The sequence below is a fragment of the Burkholderia sp. BCC1977 genome, assembly GCF_905339595.1.
In the GTDB taxonomy this organism is placed as follows: Bacteria; Pseudomonadota; Gammaproteobacteria; order Burkholderiales; family Burkholderiaceae; genus Burkholderia.
Genome location: NZ_CAJPGQ010000010.1, coordinates 36,653 through 53,285 on the forward strand (window position 1 = coordinate 36,653; position 16,633 = coordinate 53,285).

Genomic DNA, 16,633 nt, shown 5'->3' on the forward strand with positions numbered 1-16,633 from the left:
CATGTCTTATTCGCTTTCATTGCTGGACAAGAGTCCGATCGCCGACGGCGCGACCGCCGCCCACGCGCTGCGCTTCACGACGACCCTCGCGCAGCGCGCCGAACAGCTCGGCTACGAGCGCTTCTGGGTCGCCGAGCATCACGGCACGCCCGGCTTCGCGAGCTCCGCGCCCGAGATCGTCGTCGCGCACCTGCTCGCGCACACGTCGCGCATTCGCGTCGGCTCGGGCGGCGTGATGCTGCAGCACTACAGCCCGTTCAAGGTCGCCGAGACGTTCAAGCTGCTCGCCGCGCTCGGGCCGGGCCGCGTCGATCTCGGCATCGGCAAGGCGCCCGGCGGGCTGCCGCTGACCACGCGCGCGCTGCAGTGGTTTCACGACAAGGCGAAGAAGCCCGACTTCGCGGGCCAGCTCGCGGAACTCGACGCGTTCCTCGGCTGGGGCGTCGCGGAAGATCATCCGCTCGCCGGCGCGGTCGCGATGCCGGTGCCACCGCACGCGCCCGAGCGCATCCTGCTCGGCGGCTCGCCCGACAGCGGCGCGCTCGCCGCCCGCAACGGCTGGCGCTTCTGCTACGCGGGGCACTTCAACGGCGACGACGCGAACCTCGAACGCTCGCTGGCCGCCTACCGCGACGCAGGCGGCACGCGCCCCCTCGTCGCGCTGTACGCGGTCGCCGCCCCGACCCGCGACGAAGCCGAGCAACTGATCGGGCCGCTGAAGATCTTCAAACTGCAATTCGCCGGCGGCCAGAGCTTCAACCTGGCGAGCGCGCAGGCCGCCGCCGAGTTCGCGCGGCAAAGCGGCGCGTCCGACTACCGGATCGACGAACTGCGCCCGACCGTGCTGGCCGATACGCCCGAGCGCGTGCACCGCGCGCTCGACGCACTGAGCCGGCGGCTCGACGTCGACGCGTTCGTGATCGACTCGCCGGTGACCGATTACGCGGCACGGCTCGCGTCGGCCGAATGGCTCGGCGGCGTGCAGTCGATCACCCCCGTGCAGGCGGCCCTCGCGGCCGAACCCTCCCTTCGTTCCACTTTCCCCGACCAGAACGCGTGACGCCCCCATGACGACCCGACGATCGATTCCCTTCGGCCTGATGCTGCAAGGCGCAGGCAGCCACATGAACGCGTGGCGGCATCCGAGCAACCCGCCGGACGCGAGCATCAACCTCGACTTCGCGATCGGCATCGCGCGCAAGGCGGAAGCCGCCGGCATCGCGTTCGCGTTCGTCGCGGACGGCCTCTACATCAACGAGAAGTCGATTCCGCACTTCCTGAACCGCTTCGAGCCGCTGACCGTGCTGTCCGCGCTCGCGGTCGCGACGAACAAGATCGGCCTCGCGGGCACGATCTCGACGTCCTACAGCGAGCCGTTCACGGTCGCGCGCCAGCTCGCGTCGCTCGATGCGATCAGCGGCGGACGCGCGGGCTGGAACGTCGTGACGACGCCGCTCGAAGGCACCGCGAAGAATTTCGGCAAGGCGCATCCCGAGCATGAACTGCGCTACGAGATCGCCGACGAATACCTCGACGTCGTGCAGGGGCTGTGGGATAGCTGGGACGACGACGCGTTCGTGCGCGATCGCGCGAGCGGGCGCTTCTTCGATCGCGACAAGCTCCACACGCTCGATCACCACGGCCGCTTCTTCCAGGTTGCCGGCCCGCTGAACATCCAGCGCTCGCCGCAAGGGCAGCCGGTGATCTTCCAGGCCGGCTCGTCCGACACGGGCATCGGGCTCGCGGGCAAGTATGCGGACGCGGTGTTCACGCATTCGCCGTCGCTCGACGAAACGGCCGCGTTCACGCGGCGCGTGAAGCAAAGCGCGGTCGAGCACGGGCGGCAGCCCGGCGACGTGAAGATCTTCCCGGGCGTCGGGCCGATCGTCGGCCGCACGGCTGCCGAGGCGGAAGACAAATACCAGGCGATCCGCGACCTGCTGACGATCGACGAGGCGCTCGCGTATCTCGGCCGCTATTTCGATCACCACGATTTCACGCAGTACGCGCTCGACGCGCCGTTCCCCGAACTCGGCGACATCGGCCGCAACAGCTTCCGCTCGACCACCGACCGGATCAAGGCCGACGCGAAGCATAAGCACCTGACGCTGCGCGAGACGGCGCTTGCCGTCGCGACGCCGCGCCCGAACTTCATCGGCACGGCCGAGCACGTCGCCGACGAGCTGATCCGCTGGCACGACGCCGGTGCCGGCGACGGTTTCATCCTCGGCTTCCCGGTGCAGGCCCAGGGCGTCGACGATTTCGTCGACCTCGTGATTCCGGTGCTCGAGGCGCGCGGCCGCTACCGCCGCGACCTGCCGGGCAGCACGCTGCGCGACCACCTCGGCCTGCCGCGCAAGGCGAGCCGCCATGCAGCGCCCGGCGCGGTGCAGAAGCAGGACGACGCGGCCGAAGCGCACGCGTGACGCCGCCGCGCCGCCACGCGCGGCGCGTCCGACCGACCCGATCGAGGACCCTCACCGACATGAGCGACACGACCCATCTCGGCGGCGCACTGCCGCCGCTCGCTTCCTCCCACCTCCGCGACGCGGGCACACGCCCGCGGATCGTGCCGGCCCGGCACCGGTCGCGCACCGTCGGCACCGTGCTCGCGCTCGTGCTGATCGCGCTCGCGCTGCATTCGATCCTCGGCAACCCGCAATGGGGCTGGCCCGTGTTCGCCGAATGGTTCCTGTCGCCGCCGGTGCTGTCCGGGCTCGCGCGCACGCTGGTGCTGACGCTGCTCGGCGCGGTGTTAGGCTTCGCGCTCGGCGGGTTCGTCGCGCTGGCCCGGCTGTCGCGCTCGCGCCTGCTCTCGGCGAGCGCATGGGCCTTCGTGTGGCTGTTCCGGTCGATTCCGCTGATCGTGCTGTTGCTGATCCTCAACAACGTCGGCTACCTGTACGAACACGTGCGGCTCGGCGTGCCGTTCACCGACATCGTGTGGTTCGACACGCCGACCACCGACCTGATCAGCCCGTTCCTCGCGGCCGTGCTCGGCCTGTCGCTGAACCACGCGGCGTTTTCCGCGGAGGTGATTCGCGGCGGGATTCTCGCGGTCGACCAGGGGCAGCTCGAAGCGGCCGCCGCACTCGGCCTGCCGCGCGGCCGCCAGACCACCCGGATCGTGTTGCCGCAGGCGATGCGCGCGATCCTGCCGACCGCGTTCAACGACCTGATCTCGCTCGCGAAAGGCACGTCGATGGTCTACGTGCTCGCGATGCCCGAGCTGTTCTATACGGTGCAGGTGATCTATCGCCGCAATCTGGAAGTGATTCCGCTGCTGATGGTCGCGACCGTCTGGTACCTGATCATCCTGACCGTGCTGTCGGCGATCCAGGTGCAGGTCGAGCGCCACTATGCGCGCGGCGCGCTGCGCAACCCGCCGCCGTCGGCGCTGACGTTCGTGCTGGCGCGCGTCAGTGCGCTGTGGCGGCATGCGGCGGCACCCAACGCAACGGCAACCGGCGCGGCGGCCCACGGCGACGCCGCGGCCGCGCCGGTGCCGCACACCGGCGGCGAAGTCGCCGTGCACAACGTGTCGAAGCAGTTCGGCATGCAGCGCGTGCTCGACAACGTGTCGTTCGTCGCGCCGCGCGGCAGCGTGACGGTGATCGTCGGGCCGTCCGGTTCGGGCAAGTCGACACTGCTGCGCACCATCAACCATCTCGAACGCGTCGACGACGGCTTCATCGCCATCGACGGCGAGCTGATCGGCTATCGGCGCGACGGCGACGTGCTGCACGAGCTGAAGGAGCGCGACGTGCTGAAGCGCCGCACGGCGGTCGGCATGGTGTTCCAGAACTTCAACCTGTTTCCGCATCTGACCGTGCTCGAGAACCTGATCGAGGCGCCGGTCGCCGTCGGCGGCGTCACGCGCGAGGCCGCCGAACGCACCGCGCGCACGCTGCTCGCGCGCGTCGGCCTCGCCGACAAGGCCGATGCATACCCGCGCCAGCTGTCCGGCGGCCAGCAGCAGCGCGTCGCGATCGCGCGGGCGCTCGCGTTGCGCCCGAAGGTGCTGCTGTTCGACGAGCCGACGTCGGCGCTCGATCCCGAACTGGTCAACGAAGTGCTCGACGTGATCAAGGAGCTGGCGCGCTCGGGCACCACGCTCGTGATCGTCACGCACGAGATCGGCTTCGCGCGCGAAGTCGCGGACACCGTGCTGTTCATGGAGCGCGGCCGCGTCGTCGAGTCGGGGCCGCCCGCCGTCGTGCTCGACGCGCCGGCCCATCCGCGCACGCGCGCGTTCCTGTCGCGGGTGCTCTGATGCACACGGCTCACGACCTTCGAGGCCACCGACGATGATCGACCGACGCCGGTTCATCGCCGCCACCCTGGCGGCCGTCGCAGGCCTGCGGTGGCAAGCGACCGAGGCCGCCGCCGCGACCGCCGACCTCGATCCGCGCCAGGCCGGCCGGATCCGCGCGTCGCGCGACGATGCGGCGATTCGCGCGGCAAGCACCTACCGCTGGGTACGCGACGGTGCGTTCACGGTCGCGATCTCGCCACATGCACCGCCCGTATCGACCTATGCAACCGACGCGCGCACGGTGGTCGGCGCCGATCCCGACTATGCGCAGCTCGTCGCCGATGCGCTCGGCCGCACGCTGGTGCTGGTGCCGACCGCGTGGGCCGACTGGCCGCTCGGGCTCACGTCCGGCAAGTACGACGCGGTGATCTCGAACGTCGGCGTGACCGAGAAGCGCAAGGAGAAATACGACTTCACGACCTACCGGCTCGGGCTGCACGGCTTCTACGTGCGCACCGCGAGCCCGATCGCGAAGATCGCCGAACCGAAGGACGTCGCGGGCCTGCGCATCATCACGGGGGCGGGCACGAGCCAGGAACGCATCCTGCTCGAATGGAGCCGGCGCAATGACGCGCAAGGGCTGAAGGCGACCGAACTGCTCTATTTCGACGACGATGCGGCGGCACGCGTCGCGCTGCTGTCGGGCCGCGCGGATGCCGAACTGAATCCGAACGCGTCGCTCGCGTACGAGGCCGCGCGCGACGGCAAGATCCGCCGGGTCGGCGTCGTCAACGCGGGCTGGCCCGCAAATGCGGATGTCGCGATCGCGACGCGTCGCGGCAGCGGGCTCGCGCCGGCGCTGACGCTCGCGACGAACGCGCTGATCGGCAACGGCCGCTACGGGCAGGCGCTCGCGCGCTGGGGGTTGCAGAGCGAGGCGGTCGCGCATGCGGAGACGAATCCGCCGGGGTTGCCGTCGTTTTGATTCGATGCGTCGATGTGTCGATGCGCCTTTGCGCCGGTGCATCAAGCGCCCATCGGCACGCGCATGAAATGAAATCGCCCCGGCATCCCGCGAAGGCGATGCCGGGGCGCATCCACGAATCGGCCGGCGTCGCCTATGCCATCACCGCCGCGCGATCGCGATGGTGGTCAAGTTCCGCGACATGCGCATGAATCGCCGGAATCAGATCGCGCCCGTAAGCCAGCGCATCGTCGAGCGGATCGAAACCGCGAATCAGGAACGTCGATACACCGAGCCGGTAATACGCCCCGAGCGCACGCGCGACCTGTTCCGGTGTGCCGACGAGCGCGGTCGAATTCCAGCGCGCGCCGGTCAGGTTCGCGACACCCATCCACAACCGCTCGTCGAGCACGTCGCCCTGTGCGGCCGCGGCCATCAGCCGTTGCGAGCCCGCATTCCGCGGCGCATGGCCGTCGATCGGCTGGCCGTTCGCGAGCCGCGCCGCACGCACGCGCGCGCGGATCGCCTCGGCCTTCTCCCACGCAGCAGCTTCGGTGTCGGCGACGATCGGCCGGAACGACACGCTGATGCGCGGCGCGCGTCCGAACGGCGCCGCAGCGGCCCGCACGCGCGCGATCTGCTCGCGCACCGCGGCGAGCGGCTCGCCCCACGTCATGTAGACGTCCGCGTGCTGCCCGGCCACGGCCAGCGCGGCTGGCGACGAACCGCCGAAATAGATCGGCAGGTGCGGCCGCTGCGCGCCTTTCACGACCGGCGACGCACCGTGCAGCCGATAGAACTCGCCGTCGTGATCGACCGGCGTGTCGGCCAGCCAGATGCGTTTCAGCACGTCGAGATATTCGCCGGTGCGGCGGTAGCGTGCGTCGTGCGGCACGAAATCGCCGTCGCGCCGCAGGTCGGCATCGTCGCCGCCCGACACGACGTTCAGCGCGAGCCGGCCGCCGCTGAACACGTCGAGGGTCGCGATCTGCCGCGCGGCGGCCGACGGCACGATCACGCCCGGCCGATGCGCGAGCAGGAGGCGGATGCGTTCGGTCGCGGCGGCCGCGAACGACGCGACGATGAAACCGTCCGCCGCGTTGCTGAAATGGCCGACCAGGATCTGGTCGAAGCCGGCGGCTTCGTGCGCCTGCGCGAAGCGCCGCACGTAGTCGGGCTGGACGGCGGCGCCGCCCGGTACGTCGACCTCCGCGCCGGGCGTCGCGGTGATCATGCCGATGATGTCGACTGGCATGTCGGGCTGTCCTTCTGAGGAGGGATCGGAGGCCGCACGTTCACTGCGCGGCGGCCGTCTTCTGTGCGGGTGCCGCGAACGCGCCCGCATACGAGCGGTCGAGCAGCTTCGCCGTGTCGTACGCGGCCGGAATCACGCCCGCCTTGTGCAGGAAGTCGGCGGTGTTCTGCGCATCCTTCGCGGCCGTGTCGTCGACCGGGCCCACGCGCTGGTGCGCATGGTCGAGCCAGCGGTACGCGACATCCGGCTCGAGCTTCGCGCGCTTCGCCCACAGGTCCGCGTACTCGCGCGGATGACTGTCGACCCACTGGCGCGCCGCCACCACGCGCTTCAGGAAATCGGTGATCTCCGCGCGCCTGGCCGTGGCCGCCTGCTCGTTCGCCGCGACGAAACTGAGCGCGGGCATCAGCCCCTGCGCGGTCGTCACGGGCCGCGCGCCCTGCCGCAGCGCGAGCGTGCTGACGAACGGCTCCCACAACGACACGGCGTCGACCGAGCCGTTCGCGAGCGCGTTGGTCGCATCGATCGGCATCAGGTACGCGTACTTGACGGAATCCGCGCGCAGGCCGGCGTGTTCGAGCGCGCGCAGCACGAGCTGCTGGCTCCACGCGCCGCGCCAGACGGCGATGGTCTTGCCCTGCAGGTCGGCGACGGTGCGCACCGGCGAGTGCTTCGGCACGAGGATCGCGACGCCGTCGAGGCTCTGCCGCGACACCGCGACCACTTTCACCGGCGCGCCGCGCGCGGCCAGCGTGAGCAGCGCGGAATCGCCGAGGAAGCCGACGTCGATCGCGTTGCCGTTCAGGCTTTCCGCGACGGGCGCGGCGGCCTGGAAGTGCTTCCACTCGATCGTGTAAGGCAGGTCCCTCAGCACGCCGGACGCCTCCATCGACGCCTGGATGTTGAAGTAATTCTGTTCACCGACGCGCAGCGTGACGGTGTCTTTCGCGATGCCCGGCTGCGCGGCGAGCGCGAGCAGCAGCGCCGTGACGATTCGGCTCGACAAGGTGATCTCCCCGGAGGTTGGCGGGCGGCCGCGCGACGGCGGCGCCCTTGGGTCCGCCTGGCGCGACGGCCGGCGAACGGGCTGGAACCGGTGAAGATACGGCGATCCGCTTCATCAGACAAACGCAATATTCTGCTATGCAAAGATGCAAATATTTTATGAAATGACCGCCGTGAAGCGACGCTGTCCGCCGGGCTTCACCGGAAGCCGTTCGAATGTTCCCTCGATATATATTTCGCACGCGAAATACATTACGCACTATATTTCGCATACGAAATACCTACCCGGGACGAGGATGGCCATGACGTCAGAACCCATCGAGTTTTCCGCCGCCGACGGCTACACGCTGCGCGGCACGCTGTGGTCGCCGGACGCGCCGCCGCGCGCGCTGGTGTTGATCCATCCGGCAACCGCCGTGCCGGAGCGGCTGTACGCGGGCTTCGCGCGCTTCCTGACCGAGCGCGGCTTCGCGGCGCTGACCTACAACTATCGCGGCATCGGCGCGTCGCGGCCCGCACGGTTGAGCGCGCTGCAGGCCCGCATGCGCGACTGGGTCGAGCTCGACGTCGGCGGCGCGATCGCGTGGGCCCGCGAGACGCACGACGGGCTGCCGCTGCTGGCGGTCGGGCATAGCGTCGGCGGCCACGCGATCGGGCTGTCGGCCGGTACCCGTTACCTGCGTGCGGCCGTGCTCGTCGCCGCGCACGCGGGCAGCACGCGGCTGATTGCCCGCGCGGCGGAGCGGCTGAGGGTGCGGCTGATCCTGCGCGTGCTCGGCCCGCTCGCGTCCGCGCTGCTCGGCTACGTGCCCGGCAAGCGGCTCGGGCTCGGCGAGGACCTCCCCGCCGGCGTGTTCCGAGAATGGAGCGGCTGGACCACGCTGCCGCACTACTTCTTCGACGATCCGACGCTCGGCGCGGCCGAGCGCTTCTCGAAGCAGCAGTTGCCGATTCTCGCGCTCGGCTTCGACGACGATCCATGGGCGAACCCGCCCGCGATCGACCTGCTGGTAAGCTACCTGACCCGGGCGGCCGTCGAACGCCGCCAGATCGATCCGCATGCAGCGGGCAGCGGGCCGGTCGGGCACATGGGCTTCTTCCGCAGCCGGCCCGGCACCGTGCTGTGGCCTGCGGTCGCCGACTGGCTCGCGCAGGCGCTCGACGCGCCGCGCGATGCGGGCCGTCCGTCCCTTTCCATTGCAGCCGGGAACCGAGCTTGAGCGAAGACCGACGACTGTTTTTCCTGTTGAACATCGGCCAGCGGCGCGTGCAGCGCTGGGTCGACCGCAAGGCCGAGGCCGAGACCGATGCGCGCGCCAGCGCCGCGCAGGCCGGCGTGCTGTTCTGCCTCGCGAGGCAGGACGGCGCGCTGATCGGCGAAGTCGGCGCGGCGCTGCAACTGGCGCCGTCCGCGATGACGGGGCTCGCCGACCGGATGGCGAAGGCCGGCCTGCTCGCGCGTCACGCCGATTCGGACGACGGGCGCGCCACGCGCCTGTTCCTGACCGACGAAGGTCACGCGGCGCTCAAGCGTGCGCGCGTGCTGCTGCGCGATCTGAACGGCAAGCTGTGCGACGGCTTTTCCGACGACGAACTCGACGTCGTCGCGCGCTGGCTGCACGCCTTGCAGGACCGCTTTCCGGCCGAACGCTGAACCACGCGGGCGGCACGCCGCATCGACAACCGGTGATGCGAGCAGCGCAATCGAGAGCGATTGCGATTCGTCTTCTCGCTTCGTTTTTGCCCCCGCTCGCGGCGGCAAATTTTGCGTGCCGACCGCGCCGCGCCGGCAACGCTTTCCGGCTACGCTCTGTTACAAAAAATTGCCTGCCGTGCCGCATACGGATCGCCTACATTGCAATCCACTTCGACGCATTCGTCGTATGCACGGACTGGCCTTCCCGTCGGGCCCGCCTCCCGAGACGCACCCGACACCCAATGAAAATGAAGAGGAGTCTTGACCGACGTGCTGGCGGCCTCCAGCACCCGCGGATTGCGATGACCGAAGCGGCCCCCTGAACGACACGAGCCGACGCGCTGCACGGCATCCATCGCCGCCGCGTGCCGGTGCGCGTCGTGCCGCTATGCCGCGCCGTCGCCGCCGCACGTCAACGAGGAGCAGTCCATGCGACGCACGATCGTGTCCCCCGCCCTTGTCACTCGCCTCACCCGCCTGTCCGCCGCGACGGCCATGGCGATGGTCGCCGCAGCAGCAGCCCATGCCGAGCCCGTGGTCGTGTCCGGCCCGAGCCCGTTCGCCGCCTGCACCATCGGCGGCCCCGGCACCGTCTACGTGAACGCCGAGGTCGAACCGTGGCTGTCAGTCAATCCGGCAAACCCGACCAACATGATCGGCGTGTGGCAGCAGGACCGCTGGTCGAACGGCGGCGCCCACGGGCTCGTCGCGGGCTACACGTTCGACGGCGGCGCGACCTGGGCGCGCACGCCGCAGCCGTTCAGCGCCTGCGCGCCGGGCGGGCTCAAGTACGAGCGCGCGTCCGATCCGTGGGTGTCGTTCGGGCCGGACGGCACCGCGTATTCGGTGTCGATCTCGTTCAACCAGTCGAACAACGGCAATGCGGTCGCGGCGTCGGTGTCGACCGACGGCGGACAGACCTGGAGCAGCCCGGCCGTGCTGATCGCGAACGACGAACCGACGACGCAGTTCTTCAACGACAAGGAATCGGTGACGGCGAACCCGGTGAAGGCCGGCACGGCCTACGCGGTGTGGGACCGCCTCGAACTGCCGAACGGCAACCCGTACGCGAACCTGCACACGCAGGCCTACCGCGGGCCGACGTTGTTCTCGAAGACGGTCGACGGCGGCAAGACGTGGAGCCGCGCGAAGGTGATCGTCAACGTGCCGTCGCGTCAGCAGACGATCGGCAACCAGATCGTCGTCGATCCGAAGACCGGCACGCTCTACGACTTCTTCGACCTGATCCAGCCGCCGTTCAGCAAGGCGGCCGGCAAGGTCGCGTTCATCAAGTCGACCGACGACGGCGCGACCTGGACGAAGCCGCAGGTGATCGCCGGGCTGCAGACGGTCGGCGTGACCGATCCGAACACCGGCGAACCGGTACGCACCGGCGACATCATTCCGGAACCCGCGATCGATCCGGCGTCGGGGCAGCTCTATGTCGTCTGGCAGGACAGCCGCTTCAATGGCGGCCAGTACGACGAGATCGCGCTGTCGACGTCGAAGGACGGCGGCGCGAGCTGGAGTGCGCCGCTGCAACTGAACACGCCGACCGGGCGTCCCGCGTTCAATCCATCGGTGCGGGTCGACAATACCGGCGCGGTGATGGTCAACTACTACGACTTCCGCGACCTGCAGGCCGGCAACACCACGACGCTGCCGACCGGATTCTGGCGCAAGATCTCGCATGACAACGGCACCACGTTCGCGGACGAGCGGCGCGTCGGCGGCCCGTTCGACATGAAGCTCGCGCCGAACGCCGAGGGCTTCTTCATCGGCGATTACCAGGGGCTCGACGTGCTGCCGTCGTCGTCGTTCCATCCGTTCTTCGTCCAGACCAACGCAGGCAACCTGACGAACCGCACCGACGTGTTCTTCGCGCCGTGATCTGCGCGTGAGCGCAGCGCTGCCGCGGCGCCCCTTGCGTCGCGGCAGCGTACCCGAAGGCGCGTCACTGCATGTCGGTCAGCACGACGCGACCGTCGACCTTCCCTTCGCGCAGTCGCGCGAATATGTCGTTGATGTTGCCGAGCCGGTCGCGATGGATATGCGCGCGCACCCGCCCGTCCGCCGCGAAATCGAGCGATTCCTGCAGGTCGCGACGCGTGCCGACGATCGAGCCGCGCACCGTGATGCCGTTCAGCACGGTCGAAAAGATCGGCAACGGGAAATCGCCGGGCGGCAAGCCGTTGAGCGCCACCGCGCCGCCGCGCCGCACCATCCCGAGCGCCTGCGCGAACGCGCTGCGCGACACGGCCGTGACCAGCACGCCATGCGCGCCGCCGATCTCCTTCTGGATGACCTTCGCCGGATCGTCGGCCGACGCATCGATCGTCAGCTGTGCGCCCAGTTCGCGCGCGAGTGCGAGTTTGGCGGGAGACACGTCGATCGCCGCGACGTGCAGGCCCATCGCCCGCACGTATTGCACGGCCACGTGGCCGAGTCCGCCGATGCCCGAAATCGCGAGCCACTGGCCCGGACGCGTGTCGGTGACGCGGATGCCCTTGTAGACGGTCACGCCCGCGCACAGGATCGGTGCGATCTCGTCGAACGCAACCTGCGCCGGCAGATGGCCGACGTAGTCGGGATCGGCCAGCACGTATTCCGCATAGCTGCCGTTGACCGAATAGCCGGTGTTCTGCTGTCCGTGGCAAAGGGTTTCCCAGCCGGTGTGACAGTACTCGCAATGACCGCATGCCGTGTAGAGCCAGGGCACGCCGACGCGGTCGCCCTCGCGCACGTGCGTGACGCCCGCCCCGACCGCCGCGACGACGCCCACGCCTTCGTGTCCGGGAATGAACGGCAGCGACGGCTTCACGGGCCAGTCGCCGTCGGCTGCATGCAGGTCGGTATGGCAGACGCCCGACGCCTTGATGTTGACGAGGATCTGGCCCGGGCCCGGCGTCGGGATCGGCACTTCCTCGATGCGCAGCGGTTCGCCGAACGCGTGCACCACGGCCGCTTTCATGGTTTGTGTCATGCGTCGCTCCTGTCTGGTCGATGACCGGGCCAGTATCCGGGCTCGAAACCGGAACGCCTTGATGCGCATCAACGGGGCGGGAAACGCGTGCGACGCCGGCGGATTCATCGCGACACGGGGTGCGCGGGCCGTCGGTCCCGGCTTGACTGGCCGCCTCTGCTTTCGCAGCCATTTCGGCCATGTGCCGGAAACCCTGCGGCATGCCGCCGTTTCGCTTGGAATTTGAAATGATATAACATATCATTTCGCGACCTCGTCCATCCGAAGCCGTTCCATCCGGGTGGCCGGGCTACGCCGAGCCATATCCAGACGGGTCACTGCGCGCCGCAGATGCAACAATATATCGTATCCAGCCTTGACCCGCATGGCTCGCTTTCCGATCCGATTCCAACGATTCACCGACCATGCGCGACCTCCCTCGTCTACCGCTTCGCCCGCTCTCGCCCGTTTCGCTGATGCTGTTCGCCGCCGTCGCGCACGCGCAGGCCGATACGCCCGCCCCGTCGACCTCGACGCAGACCACGCCGCTCGCGCCGATCTTTGTGACCGCGAACCCGCTCGGCGACACCGAGCTGATCGCGCCGACCGCGCAACTGTCCGGCGACGCGCTGACACGCCGCCAGGCCGACTCGCTCGGCGAGACGCTCAACGGCCTGCCCGGCGTGTCGACCACCACCTACGGGCCGATGGTCGGCCGCCCGATCATCCGCGGGATGGACGGCGACCGGATCCGGCTGCTGCAGAACGGCGTCGCCGCGTACGACGCGTCGTCGCTGTCGTACGACCACGCGGTGCCGCAGGATCCGCTGTCGATCGAACGCGTCGAGATCGTGCGCGGTCCGGCCGCGCTGCTGTACGGCGGCAACGCGGTCGGCGGCGTCGTCAACACGATCGACAACCGGATTCCGCGCGAAGCGATCGAAGGCGTGACGGGCGCGCTCGACGCACGCTACGGCGGCGCGAATTCAGTGCGCGCGGGCGCTGCACAGGTCGAAGGCGGCAACGGCCGCTTCGCGTTCCATGTCGACGCATTCGATCGCGAAACGAGCAAGCTGCGGATTCCCGGCTACGCGCGCAGCAGCCAGCAACGCGCGATCGACGGCCCCGACACGCCGCAGCCGGAAGGCAGCGTACCGAACAGCGACGGCCGCGTGCATGGCGGCGCGCTCGGCGCGTCGTACACGTGGGCGGACGGTTTCGCGGGCCTGTCGTACAGCGGCTACGAGTCGAACTACGGCTCCGTCGCCGAGGACGACGTGCGCCTGCGGATGCGCCAGGAACGCCTCGCGTTCGCGTCCGAGGTACGCAACCTGAGCGGCCCGTTCACGAAGCTGAAGTTCGACTTCGCGTACACCGACTATCGCCACAAGGAAGTCGACAACGGCGAGACGGCGACCACCTTCCGCAACCGCGGCTACGAGGCGCGCATCGAGGCGCGGCATCGCAGGATCGGGCCGTTCGAAGGCGCGATCGGCGTGCAGTTCGGCCAGAACACGTTCTCGGCGCTCGGCGACGAACTGCTCGTGCCGTCCACCCGCACGAACAGCGTCGCGCTGTTCGGTCTCGAGGAATGGCAGGTCGTCCCGGCGCTGAAGCTGAGCCTCGGCGGACGCTTCGAGCACGTGAAGGTCGATCCCGATCCGGCCGGCGTCGAGAAATTCGCGCGCGCGCAGCCGCGCGACTTCAATGCCGGCAGCGTCTCGGCCGGCGCGCTGTTCTCGCTGACGCCCGTATGGTCGGTCGCGGCGAACGTCGCCTACACGGAGCGCGCACCGACCTTCTACGAGCTGTACTCGAACGGCCCGCACGATGCGACCGGCCAGTTCCTGATCGGCAACCCGAACGCGGCGAAGGAAAAGGCCGTGTCGACCGACCTGTCGCTGCGCTATGCGAGCGGCCCGAACCGCGGCAGCGTCGGCGTGTTCTACAACCGCTTCTCGAACTACCTGACCGAGTACAACACGGGCCGCGTCGTGAACGACGACGGCGAGCCGGTCGCGCCCGGCGCCGACGATACGCTCAACGAAGCAATCTATCGCGGCGTGCGCGCCGAGTTCTACGGCGTCGAACTCGATGGAAAATGGCGCGCGTTCTCGCGGCGCGGCCATACGGTCGACCTGGAACTGACCGCCGACTACACGCATGCACGCAACGTCGACACCGGCCAGCCGCTACCGCGGATCGCGCCGCTGCGCGCGACGCTCGCGGCCGACTATGGCTACGGCCCGTTCGGCGCACGCGCGCAGGTCACGCACGCGTGGTCGCAGCACCGCGTGCCCGACAACGACTTCTCGACGGACGGCTACACGTCGCTCGGCGTGATGCTCACGTACAAGTTCCGCGTCGGCGCGACGCACTGGCTCGCGTACCTGCGCGGCGACAACCTGACGAACCAGGAGATCCGCTATGCGACCTCGGTCGTGCGCGGCTTCGCGCCGGAAGGCGGCCGCAGCGTGATGGCCGGCCTGCGCACGACGTTCTGACGCGGGACGGTTCGAACCGGCGGGTATCCGTTCGCCGGTCGTGCGGGAACACGGCCCGGCCGCGCATCGGCCCGGCCCGCGTGCGGTGGTCGTTGCGCTCGCGCGGACCTGAAACGCCACGCATCACGCGGCACGCGCCGTGCGTTCGCCCCGCGCATTCCCGCATGCCGACAACGCCCCCCATGATCGATCGGCGCGGCCCGCCCGCGTCGACCGAAACCGTCGCGATCGACAGCGCCAGCGTGGCCGAACACGATCGCTCGCCGTCGCCTTCGATCCCCCTTCTCCGGCCCTCCGCTTCCCGTTGCGCACACGGCCGCGCAATTTCCGATCCTGTCGGTCAAACGCACGGAACAACGCGCATCGCATCGATGCGCGGTTGCGTTGATCCAGGTCATGCACTTTTAAATCACCCGAATGACGAGTATGCTTAAAAAAGCACTCCACGTTCGAACGGCGAATCGCGTGCCCTGATTCCCGTCCGCTCGTCTCGCGGCCCCATCGCGCCTCGCGTCGATGGCGGCGTCCGCCTCACGCCCTGGCCGCACGAACCTTCCCCAACCATTCGCAGGAGAGCTGGTGAGCCGACTCGTCGTCGTATCCAATCGTATTGCAGATCCCCGTAAAGCCGCGGCAGGCGGGCTTGCCGTGGCCGTGAAAGACAGCCTGCAGGAATCGGGCGGCGTCTGGTTCGGGTGGAGCGGCAGGCTGCGCGGCGACGGCGACCATCCCGCGCACGGCGACGACGTGCAGATCCAGAACGTCGGCGGCATCCAGCTCGCGACGATCGATCTCGATCCGCAGGATTACGACGCGTATTACCTCGGCTACTCGAACAACGTGCTGTGGCCGGTGTTCCACTACCGGCTCGATCTCGCGCAGTTCGACCGGCGCTTCGCGGACGGCTACCGGCGCGTGAACCAGCTGTTCGCGCGCAAGCTGAGCACGCTGCTGCGCCCCGACGATATCGTCTGGGTCCACGACTACCAGCTGATTCCGCTCGCCGCCGAACTGCGTGCGACGGGCTGCACGAATCCGATCGGCTTCTTCCTGCACATTCCGATGCCGCCGCCGCCGATCATGGCCGCGATTCCGGAGCACGAGTGGCTGATGCGCTCGCTGTTCGCGTACGACCTCGTCGGCTTCCAGACCGAATCGGACCTGCTTCACTTCGAGCACTACGTCGAGGCCGAAGCCGGCGCCGCGCGGCTGCCGGACGGCCGCCTGCGCGCGTTCGGCCGCACGCTGTCGGCCGGTGCGTTCCCGATCGGCATCAACGTCGACGAATTCGCGGCGCTCGCGGAGAATCGCGACGGCATCGACATGTTCGAGCGGATGCGCGACGAGTATTCGCGCCGCCAGCTGCTCGTCGGCGTCGACCGGCTCGACTACACGAAGGGGCTGCCGCAGCGCGTGCACGCGTTCCGTCAGTTGCTCGAACAATATCCGGAGAACCGCGACCGTGCGACGCTGATCCAGATCGCCGCGCCGAGCCGCGAGGATCTCGGCGCATACGACGACCTGCGGCGCGAAATGGACAGCCTGTGCGGCGCGATCAACGGCGACTACGGCGAACTCGAGTGGATGCCGATGCGCTACATCCACCGCACGGTCGCGCGCAAGCGCTTGCCGGGCCTCTACCGCGCGAGCCGCGTCGCGCTCGTCACGCCGCTGCGCGACGGGATGAACCTGGTCGCGAAGGAGTTTCTCGCGGCGCAAGACGAGACCGACCCGGGTGTGCTCGTGCTGTCGCGTTTCGCCGGCGCGGCCGAGCAGCTGAAGCCCGCGCTGCTCGTCAATCCGTACGACACGCAGGGCACCGCGCAGGCGATCCAGCGCGCGCTCACGATGCCGCTCGACGAGCGCCGCCAGCGTCACGACGCGCTGATGGCGATCGTGCGCAAGACCGACGTGCACTGGTGGCGCACGCGCTTTCTCGACGCACTCGCCGAAGCGGCGGAAGTCGCCGCCGCGACCGAGTCCTGACGCATC

General features: G+C 69.2%; 12 protein-coding genes. 9 read left to right on the plus strand and 3 right to left on the minus strand.

What is annotated here, in order from left to right; translation table 11 throughout:
- The first annotated feature begins 1 nt into the window (after position 1).
- From U5771_RS11065 to U5771_RS11080, 4 genes are read left to right on the plus strand one after another with little or no spacing between them, the layout of a single operon-like run.
- Positions 2 to 1,060 carry an LLM class flavin-dependent oxidoreductase gene (locus tag U5771_RS11065; RefSeq protein WP_322023995.1) on the plus strand — a complete coding sequence of 353 codons (1,059 nt, stop codon included), beginning with the start codon at positions 2 to 4 and terminating at the stop codon, positions 1,058 to 1,060.
- Positions 1,061 to 1,067: 7 nt separating this feature from the next.
- On the plus strand, positions 1,068 to 2,426 hold the full coding sequence (locus U5771_RS11070; RefSeq protein WP_322023996.1) for an LLM class flavin-dependent oxidoreductase: 1,359 nt from the start codon (positions 1,068 to 1,070) through the stop codon (positions 2,424 to 2,426).
- A gap of 59 nt (positions 2,427 to 2,485) precedes the next feature.
- The gene (locus U5771_RS11075; protein ID WP_322023997.1) at positions 2,486 to 4,273 is read left to right on the plus strand and encodes an amino acid ABC transporter permease/ATP-binding protein; all 1,788 of its coding nucleotides are present in this window, start codon (positions 2,486 to 2,488) and stop codon (positions 4,271 to 4,273) included.
- A 34-nt stretch (positions 4,274 to 4,307) separates the two neighbouring features.
- Positions 4,308 to 5,240 (plus strand): ABC transporter substrate-binding protein, encoded by a 933-nt coding sequence (locus U5771_RS11080; RefSeq protein ID WP_322023998.1) that lies wholly within the window; start codon positions 4,308 to 4,310, stop codon positions 5,238 to 5,240.
- Between the two features lie 133 nt (positions 5,241 to 5,373).
- On the opposite strand, the gene U5771_RS11085 is transcribed toward U5771_RS11080, so the two are convergent.
- Together U5771_RS11085 and U5771_RS11090 are read right to left on the minus strand one after the other, a co-directional pair.
- Positions 5,374 to 6,474: an LLM class flavin-dependent oxidoreductase gene (locus U5771_RS11085; protein ID WP_322023999.1), complete on the minus strand. Its 1,101-nt coding sequence runs from the start codon at positions 6,472 to 6,474 to the stop codon at positions 5,374 to 5,376.
- Between the two features lie 40 nt (positions 6,475 to 6,514).
- On the minus strand, positions 6,515 to 7,480 hold the full coding sequence (locus U5771_RS11090) for an ABC transporter substrate-binding protein (RefSeq protein ID WP_322024000.1): 966 nt from the start codon (positions 7,478 to 7,480) through the stop codon (positions 6,515 to 6,517).
- 301 nt (positions 7,481 to 7,781) lie between these two features.
- Between U5771_RS11090 and U5771_RS11095 the strand changes: the two genes are divergently transcribed.
- The 3 genes from U5771_RS11095 (at position 7,782) to U5771_RS11105 (ending at position 11,065) form a co-directional block, all read left to right on the plus strand.
- The gene (locus U5771_RS11095) at positions 7,782 to 8,699 is read left to right on the plus strand and encodes a serine aminopeptidase domain-containing protein (RefSeq protein WP_322024001.1); all 918 of its coding nucleotides are present in this window, start codon (positions 7,782 to 7,784) and stop codon (positions 8,697 to 8,699) included.
- Positions 8,696 to 9,133, plus strand: coding sequence for a MarR family winged helix-turn-helix transcriptional regulator (locus tag U5771_RS11100; protein ID WP_322024002.1), 438 nt, complete (start codon positions 8,696 to 8,698; stop codon positions 9,131 to 9,133). The genes U5771_RS11095 and U5771_RS11100 overlap by 4 nt, the downstream gene beginning before the upstream one ends.
- 471 nt (positions 9,134 to 9,604) lie before the next feature.
- Entirely contained in the window at positions 9,605 to 11,065 is a 1,461-nt protein-coding gene (locus U5771_RS11105; RefSeq protein ID WP_322024003.1) for a sialidase family protein, read from the plus strand.
- 64 nt (positions 11,066 to 11,129) lie between these two features.
- Here the strand turns inward: U5771_RS11105 and adhP are convergent, their stop codons facing one another.
- Entirely contained in the window at positions 11,130 to 12,158 is a 1,029-nt protein-coding gene (gene adhP / locus U5771_RS11110) for an alcohol dehydrogenase AdhP (protein ID WP_322024004.1), read from the minus strand.
- A gap of 404 nt (positions 12,159 to 12,562) precedes the next feature.
- Between adhP and U5771_RS11115 the strand changes: the two genes are divergently transcribed.
- Positions 12,563 to 14,641: a TonB-dependent receptor gene (locus U5771_RS11115; protein ID WP_322024005.1), complete on the plus strand. Its 2,079-nt coding sequence runs from the start codon at positions 12,563 to 12,565 to the stop codon at positions 14,639 to 14,641.
- Positions 14,642 to 15,220: 579 nt separating this feature from the next.
- Positions 15,221 to 16,627, plus strand: coding sequence for an alpha,alpha-trehalose-phosphate synthase (UDP-forming) (gene otsA, locus U5771_RS11120; RefSeq protein ID WP_322024006.1), 1,407 nt, complete (start codon positions 15,221 to 15,223; stop codon positions 16,625 to 16,627).
- Positions 16,628 to 16,633 lie beyond the last annotated feature (6 nt).

Bases quoted from the DNA above. Each gene is read 5' to 3' on its own strand.
- adhP (WP_322024004.1), bottom strand. From the start codon at position 12,158: ATGACACAAACCATGAAAGCGGCCGTGGTGCACGCGTTCGGCGAACCG.
- U5771_RS11065 (WP_322023995.1), top strand. From the start codon at position 2: ATGTCTTATTCGCTTTCATTGCTGGACAAGAGTCCGATCGCCGACGGC.
- U5771_RS11085 (WP_322023999.1), bottom strand. From the start codon at position 6,474: ATGCCAGTCGACATCATCGGCATGATCACCGCGACGCCCGGCGCGGAG.
- U5771_RS11105 (WP_322024003.1), top strand. From the start codon at position 9,605: ATGCGACGCACGATCGTGTCCCCCGCCCTTGTCACTCGCCTCACCCGC.
- U5771_RS11115 (WP_322024005.1), top strand. From the start codon at position 12,563: ATGCGCGACCTCCCTCGTCTACCGCTTCGCCCGCTCTCGCCCGTTTCG.
- U5771_RS11080 (WP_322023998.1), top strand. From the start codon at position 4,308: ATGATCGACCGACGCCGGTTCATCGCCGCCACCCTGGCGGCCGTCGCA.
- U5771_RS11070 (WP_322023996.1), top strand. From the start codon at position 1,068: ATGACGACCCGACGATCGATTCCCTTCGGCCTGATGCTGCAAGGCGCA.
- U5771_RS11095 (WP_322024001.1), top strand. From the start codon at position 7,782: ATGACGTCAGAACCCATCGAGTTTTCCGCCGCCGACGGCTACACGCTG.
- U5771_RS11075 (WP_322023997.1), top strand. From the start codon at position 2,486: ATGAGCGACACGACCCATCTCGGCGGCGCACTGCCGCCGCTCGCTTCC.